Here is a 5,637-nt window from a genome sequence, read left to right on the forward strand (position 1 = left end):
CCGGCAAAAAGCGTGATCCGCAACCCGAAGCGCGCGCCGATCCAGCCGCCAAGGAAATTGGTGACCACACCCATCGCCTCATAGAGCAGGAACAGGAAGGCGATATCGAGCGGGGTGAAACCGAGCTGGTGGAAATGCAGCAGCACCAGCATGCGCAGCGCGCCGTCCGTCAGGGTGAAAGCCCAGTAAGCCGCCGTCACGGACGCATAGGTCCGGCCGTCGCGAGAGCTTGCTGTTCCCGATGTCACAGCCGTTCCGCCACGTGCCGGGCAAGCTCCATCATCCGGTTCACATAGCCCCATTCATTGTCGTACCAGGCATAGATCTTCGCCTGCGTGCCGTTCACCACCATCGTGGACGGCCCGTCGATGATGGCCGAGCGCGGATCGTCAGTGAAATCGGTGGAGACCAGCGGCCGCTCCTCGAAGCCGAGGATACCGGCCAGCGGGCCATCCGCCGCCGCGCGGAACAACCCGTTCAGCTCCTCAACAGAACTTTCCCGCTCCAGCTCGAACACACAATCCGTCAGCGAAGCGTTAAGCAGCGGCACCCGCACCGCATGGCCGTCGAGACGGCCCTTGAGCTCCGGATAGATGATACCGATCGCCGTCGCCGAGCCGGTGCTGGTCGGGATCAGTGCGTTCAGGGCGGAACGGGCCCGGCGCAGATCCTTGTGCGGCCCGTCGACAATCGTCTGGGTGTTGGTCACGTCATGAATGGTGGTGATGGAGCCATGCCGGATGCCGATTCCCTCATGCACCACCTTCACCACCGGGGCGAGGCAGTTCGTCGTACAGGAGGCCGCCGTCAGCAGATGATGCTTCGACGGATCGTAGAGATGCTCATTAACGCCCATCACGATGTTGAGCGCGCCCGCTTCTTTGACCGGGGCGGAGACGATCACCTTGGCAATGCCCTTGTCGTAATAGGGCTGTAATGCCGCGCCGGTCTTGAAGCGCCCACTGCATTCCAGAACGATATCGATATCGTCCCCGCTCCAGCCGCTTTCCGCCGGGGAGGCATGACCGGTCAGCGGGATCTCTTGGCCGTCGATCAGGATAGTGTTCCCGGTATGGCCGACGGGCCGGTCCCAGCGCCGGTGCACCGTATCGAACTCAAGCAGGTGCGCCGCCATTTCCGGCGTGAAACCCGGATCATTGATGGCGACGATCTCATAGCCGTCACGGCCCCACCAGGCCCGCAAGCCCAGGCGCCCCATCCTGCCAAACCCATTGATCGCAACACGCACGGCCATCTGCTTCTCCCATCATGCGCACGCAGCCCCGACCATCATGCCCGGCAGCGCGTGAGCTGCAGAATAGATTTTACACATTCTCATTTCAATGATATTTGAATTGTTGAAATGAATGAGCATGACGCAATTACCGCGCTTGGCGCGCTGGCACAAGAATCGAGGCTTCAGGTCTATCGCAGGCTGATGCAGGCGGGGCCATCCGGCATTTCGGCGGGTGATCTGGCGGAGCAGGTCGGCGTCTCCCGGTCCAGCCTCTCATTCCATGTCGCGCAGCTGGAGCGGGCAGGCCTTGTCCGGGCCAGGAGGCAGCATCGAAACATCTTCTATTCGGTCGAAATCGACGCGATGCGGCAGCTTTTAACATTCCTGACACAGGATTGCTGTAACGGGAACCCGGACATTTGCGGCGATCTCGCCACGACTGCCGCGTTTTGCGGCACCATTCCGGAGACAGGGCAATGACCGGTGACAGGATCTTCAACGTTCTTTTTCTCTGCAAGGGCAACTCCGCCCGCAGCATTATGGCGGAAGCCATTCTGAACCGCGCCGGGGCCGGCAGGTTCAAGGCATTCAGTGCCGGCAGCACCCCGCGCGGCGAAATCCATCCCTATGCCGCCGACTTCCTGAAATACCAGAACTACGCTCTGGACGCGTTGCGGTCGAAGAGCTGGGACGAATATGCCGGCCCCGACGCGCCGGCCATGGATTTCGTCTTCACGGTCTGCGAGGACACCGCCAGGGAAGACTGCCCGGTCTGGCCGGGCCAGCCCATGACGGCCCATTGGGGCGTGCCCGATCCGGTCGCGGTCGAGGGCACCGAGGCGGAAAAACGCTTTGCTTTCGCCGACGCCTTCCGGATGCTGAACACCCGGATCGAGATTTTCGTCAATCTGCCGCTTCAGGGCCTCGACAAGCTGGCCCTGCAGAAACGGCTGGACGAGATCGCGGGCACCGCCAAGACGCCCGAGAACGCCTGAAAACCAACAGAAGGACCCGATAACGCATGAGTGACAAGACAGCGGCCCCGCAGGCCGCGCCGGGCGGCATCGGGTTCTTCGAAAAGTGGCTTTCCCTCTGGGTCGCGCTCTGCATCGCGGCGGGGATCATGCTCGGCAATCTGGCGCCGGGCCTGTTCGCCGCGCTGGCCGGGCTGGAATATGCCTCGGTCAATATCGTCGTCGCCGTGCTGATCTGGGCGATGGTCTACCCGATGATGGTGGCCGTCGATTTCGAAAGCCTGAAAAGCATCGGTGACCGGCCCAAGGGGCTGGTCATCACCCTGGTTGTGAACTGGATCGTCAAGCCCTTCACCATGGCGGCGCTCGGCATCCTGTTCTTCCGCTATCTGTATGACGGACTGATTTCAGCCGCCGACGCGGAGCAATATATCGCCGGGCTGATCCTGCTCGGCGCCGCCCCCTGCACGGCCATGGTCTTCGTCTGGTCCACCCTGACCAAGGGCGATCCGACCTACACGCTGGTCCAGGTTTCCATCAACGACCTGATCATGATCATCGCCTTCGCGCCGATCTGCGGCCTGCTGCTCGGCGTGACGGAACTGACCGTGCCGTGGGAAACCCTGCTGCTCTCGGTTCTGCTCTATGTCGTCATCCCGCTCGGCGCCGGATACATGACCCGGCGGGCCTTGACGGCAAAGGCCGCGAACCATGCTGCGGGCGAGCAGGTGATCCACGATTTCACCGCCCGGGTAAAACCCTTCTCCGTGCTTGGCCTGCTGGCAACGGTCGTCCTGCTGTTCGGCTTCCAGGGCCAGACCGTGCTGGAACATCCGCTGACCATCGCCCTGATCGCCGCGCCGCTGATCCTGCAATCCTACGGCATCTTCGCCATCGCCTATGGCTGGGCGAAGGTCTGGAAAGTGCCGTTCAACGTCGCCGCGCCCTGCGCTCTGATCGGCACCTCGAACTTCTTCGAGCTCGCCGTCGCCGTCGCCATCAGCCTGTTCGGCCTGCATTCCGGCGCCGCGCTGGCCACCGTGGTCGGTGTGCTGGTGGAGGTTCCGGTGATGCTGTCTCTGGTCGCGTTTGCGAACCGGACGCGGGGATGGTTTTCAGACCGGCAGGAACAGCGCTGATCCGGTTTTCCGCCAATCACGCAACGCTCTTGTGAACAGGAACTGTTCGCGGAGGTGATATGATCACTTCATGGACACGCGACTATTGAAGATTGGCGCGCTTGGCACCGTTGTGACTGCAATCTGCTGCTTCACTCCGGTGCTTGTCGTTCTGATGGGAGCAATCGGATTATCCTGGGCTACAGGCTATCTCGATCTCGTTCTGCTACCCGCTCTTGTCTTTTTCATTTCGATCGTGGGGGTTGCCTTATGGCGGCGAATACATCCCAGGCAATCTTAGAATCGACCATCACCTGCCCGGAATGCGGTCACCGCGAGACAGAGCAGATGCCCACCGATGCATGCCAGTACTTCTATGACTGCAAGGGATGTCGCGCCGTCCTCAAGCCGAAGCATGGAGACTGCTGCGTCTATTGCTCCTACGGCACGGTGCCTTGCCCGCCCATCCAATCCGGAACGGATTGTTGCGGATAGCGGGCCAAGAATTCAATCACGGTCCGATCCGCAAAAAAACCCGGGCCGCCGAAAGGGCGGCCCGGGTGAGCCCGAGTCTTCTAAGGGAGGAGTCCCGGGGAAAACTCAATCGTGAATCTTGACGTACTCGAAGTCGCCCGGCTTGTTGTCGATGCCGACGCGCGGGGCGGAAATCCACCCTGCGAACTGGCCGGGCTCGCGCACGGACGTCATCAGCGATGCGATATAGTCCCCATCCCCGGTGGTCGGCAAGAACTCATCGCGCCGCGCCCCCCATTCAGCATCGCTCAGCACCTGACCTTCCGGCGTGGTGTGAACATCGCGGAACTCGCCGATATGGCGGTGGAAGGCGACGCTCGGCAGGGTGATCTCAAAATTGATCCCGGCCTTGCTGATGATCCGGTTCCAGCGGTTGATGCCGCCCTGGCAATCCCGGACGTAATCGTCACGCAGGCGCATGTTGAGGGCGGACAGCGCCGGCTCGTCCACCAGCTTCAGCTCGCCGCCGACCATCTTCAGCACCGGATAGGTGTCGTTCACCAGGCGGTGGTCGTCGTCGATCCGCTCTTCCTGGAAACGGCCCTTCAGGCCTGAATTGTAGCCGTTGGCCGCATTGGTCGAGATCTCGGAGCCGAACAGGTCGAGGGACAGCGAGAAGTGCAGGTTCGCCTTCTTCTGCAGGGTCGGCAGGTCGATCACGCCGAGGGCGCGAACCTTGTCGATCTCGAACGGATCCTCGATACCGGCTTCCCGCATCGCCTCGCAGGTGCGCTGCACCGTGCGGCCGACGCCGGTCTCGCCGACGAACATGTGGTGCGCTTCCTCGGTCAGCATGAAGCGGCAGGTCCGGGACAGCGGGTCGAAGCCGGACTGGGCCAGACTTTCGAGCTGCATCTTGCCGTCACGATCGGTGAAGAAGGTGAACATGAAGAAGGACAGCCAGTCCGGGGTGGATTCGTTGAAAGCACCCAGCATGCGCGGCTTGTCGTCATCGCCGGAACGGCGGTTCAGCAGCTCGCCCGCTTCCTCGCGGCCATCGCGGCCGAAATATTTCTGCAGCAGGTAGACCATGGCCCAGAGGTGACGGCCTTCCTCGACATTCACCTGGAACAGGTTGCGCATGTCGTAGAGGGACGGCGCCGTTGTGCCGAGAAAGCGCTGTTGCTCGACCGAGGCCGGTTCCGTGTCGCCCTGGATCACCACCAGGCGGCGCAGCATGGCGCGATATTCCCCCGGGATCTCGTGCCAGACATCCTCGCCCTTGTGCTCGCCGAAGGCGATCTTCCGGTTCTCGACCTGCGGGGCGAGAAGGATGCCCCAGCGATAGTCGGGCATCTTCACATAATCGAACTTTGCCCAGCCTTTGGGATCAACGCTGACAGCCGTGCGGAGATAGACATCGGAGGTCTGGAAGCCTTCCGGCCCCTGATCCATCCACCAGTCGATATATCCCGGATGCCACTGCTCCAGCGCCTTCAGAACCTTGCGGTCGCTGGAGAGGTTGATGTTGTTCGGGATCTTGGTGTCATAGCTGACGTTCAGAACTTCATTCATGATCCGCGTCTCCTCTCTGTTTCGGGTCTAGCCTCTTGATGAGGGTTTGGGGCGATCAGACCCGCTTGATGTCGTATTCCGGCTGCCGGCCGGTGCCGTAACGGCCGAGCGCACCGTCCGGACCGACCGCGTTCGGGCGCTGGAAGATCCAGTTCTGCCAGGCGGTCAGGCGTCCGAAAATCTTGGTTTCCATGGTCTCCGGCCCGGCGAAACGCAGGTTCGCCTCCATGCCGGTGAGCGCATCGGGGGAGAAGCTGGA

At 61.9% G+C, this 5,637-nt stretch carries 7 protein-coding genes and 2 pseudogenes; 5 read left to right on the forward strand and 4 right to left on the reverse strand.

The window, feature by feature from the left end; all coding sequences use genetic code 11:
- Positions 1-248: pseudogene (locus tag AAC126_RS21470) on the reverse strand (MFS transporter); the annotation flags it as partial.
- Positions 245-1,255 carry an ArsJ-associated glyceraldehyde-3-phosphate dehydrogenase gene (locus tag AAC126_RS21475; protein WP_339857372.1) on the reverse strand — a complete coding sequence of 337 codons (1,011 nt, stop codon included), beginning with the start codon at positions 1,253-1,255 and terminating at the stop codon, positions 245-247. The pseudogene AAC126_RS21470 and the gene AAC126_RS21475, both read right to left, overlap by 4 nt.
- Positions 1,256-1,363: 108 nt before the next feature.
- Between AAC126_RS21475 and AAC126_RS21480 the strand changes: the two genes are divergently transcribed.
- The 5 genes from AAC126_RS21480 to AAC126_RS21500 all read left to right on the forward strand — a co-directional run bounded on the left by AAC126_RS21480 (position 1,364) and on the right by AAC126_RS21500 (position 3,824).
- Complete coding sequence (locus AAC126_RS21480; protein ID WP_339857373.1) at positions 1,364-1,717, forward strand: metalloregulator ArsR/SmtB family transcription factor; 354 nt, start codon at positions 1,364-1,366, stop codon at positions 1,715-1,717.
- Positions 1,714-2,232 carry an arsenate reductase ArsC gene (locus tag AAC126_RS21485; protein WP_339857375.1) on the forward strand — a complete coding sequence of 173 codons (519 nt, stop codon included), beginning with the start codon at positions 1,714-1,716 and terminating at the stop codon, positions 2,230-2,232. The genes AAC126_RS21480 and AAC126_RS21485 overlap by 4 nt, the downstream gene beginning before the upstream one ends.
- Positions 2,233-2,258: 26 nt before the next feature.
- Positions 2,259-3,350, forward strand: coding sequence for an ACR3 family arsenite efflux transporter (gene arsB / locus AAC126_RS21490; RefSeq protein WP_339857376.1), 1,092 nt, complete (start codon positions 2,259-2,261; stop codon positions 3,348-3,350).
- A 70-nt stretch (positions 3,351-3,420) separates the two neighbouring features.
- Positions 3,421-3,630: a mercury resistance system transport protein MerF gene (gene merF, locus AAC126_RS21495; RefSeq protein ID WP_339857378.1), complete on the forward strand. Its 210-nt coding sequence runs from the start codon at positions 3,421-3,423 to the stop codon at positions 3,628-3,630.
- The gene (locus AAC126_RS21500; protein ID WP_339857379.1) at positions 3,600-3,824 is read left to right on the forward strand and encodes a GDCCVxC domain-containing (seleno)protein; all 225 of its coding nucleotides are present in this window, start codon (positions 3,600-3,602) and stop codon (positions 3,822-3,824) included. Before merF ends, AAC126_RS21500 begins: the two co-directional genes overlap by 31 nt.
- 105 nt (positions 3,825-3,929) lie before the next feature.
- Here the strand turns inward: AAC126_RS21500 and boxB are convergent, their stop codons facing one another.
- Both boxB and AAC126_RS21510 read right to left on the reverse strand, forming a co-directional pair.
- Complete coding sequence (boxB, locus tag AAC126_RS21505) at positions 3,930-5,378, reverse strand: benzoyl-CoA 2,3-epoxidase subunit BoxB (protein ID WP_339857381.1); 1,449 nt, start codon at positions 5,376-5,378, stop codon at positions 3,930-3,932.
- 55 nt (positions 5,379-5,433) lie between these two features.
- Positions 5,434-5,637: pseudogene (locus tag AAC126_RS21510) on the reverse strand (benzoyl-CoA-dihydrodiol lyase); the annotation flags it as partial.

Source organism: uncultured Nisaea sp., from assembly GCF_963974195.1.
Taxonomy (GTDB): domain Bacteria; phylum Pseudomonadota; class Alphaproteobacteria; order Thalassobaculales; family Thalassobaculaceae; genus Nisaea.